Origin of the sequence: Rhodoplanes sp. SY1, assembly GCF_046000175.1 — a bacterium.
In the GTDB taxonomy this organism is placed as follows: domain Bacteria; phylum Pseudomonadota; class Alphaproteobacteria; order Rhizobiales; family Xanthobacteraceae; genus Rhodoplanes.
The window spans coordinates 1-850 of record NZ_JBEOMB010000349.1 but is presented as its reverse complement, the minus strand read 5'-3'; the positions used below and the strand labels follow the sequence as shown (position 1 = coordinate 850).

The 850-nt window shown below is 66.7% G+C and carries 1 protein-coding gene; it reads right to left on the bottom strand.

From position 1 onward, the window contains the following. Positions 1-850 (bottom strand): ABC transporter substrate-binding protein (locus tag ABTU92_RS29590; RefSeq protein ID WP_408095115.1); only part of this gene is annotated, 850 nt, incomplete at both ends.

Below are 850 nucleotides of genomic sequence, written 5' to 3'. Positions count from 1 at the left end.
CGCTCGGCCGTCACCTTGGCGGGATCGCCCGTCACCTTGGCGGCCTCCATGAGCTGCTTGAGCAGGTAGACGGTGTCGTAGGCCTGGGCGTCGGTGTGCCGCGGACCGAGCTTGTGGATGCCTCGCTTCTCGTTCTCGGCGACGAACTTGTCCGCGAACGCCGAGGCCTTCGGCGTCTCGTGCCGCCAGAAGCCGGAGACGAACAGTGTGCCCTCGGCCTCGTTGCCGAACAGCTCGACATTGTTGGGGTCGGCGAAGAGCTGCGAGCCGATCATGCGGCCCTTGAAGCCGTTGCGGTTGAGCTCGCGCAGGATCTTCGAGGCGGACTCGGGCAGGCCCGCGACGGCGACTAGATCGGGGTTCTCGTTGATGATCTTGGCGACCTGCGGGGCGATGTCGAAGCTCTTGTACTGGACCGCGATCGGCGGGCCGTACTTGATGCCCGCGTCCTTGAGCAGCGTCGGGAACAGCTTCGTCCCGGTGACGTTGGCGAGCGGCTCGTCGGACACGTAGATGATCGCCGCCGTCTCGGCCTTCACGCCCTTGCGCTTGAGCGTGTCGAGGAGCCGGCGGAACTGGACGTCCTCGTCTTCCGACATGCGCCAGGCGAAGGTCTTGCCCTTGGTCAGTCCCGGCGTCGAGGCGGCGTTCGGGATCATCACGACGCCGAGCCGCTCCGCGTCGTTGAAGGCGACCCCGGCCTCGCCGGACGAGTACGGCCCGACGATCGCGACCACCTTGTCGTCCTCGACGAGCTTGCGGGTGGCGATCGAGGCCTGCTTGGGATCGGAGCCGGTGTCGTACTTGATCAGCTCGATAGGCTTGCCGTTGACGCCGCCGGCCGCGTTGA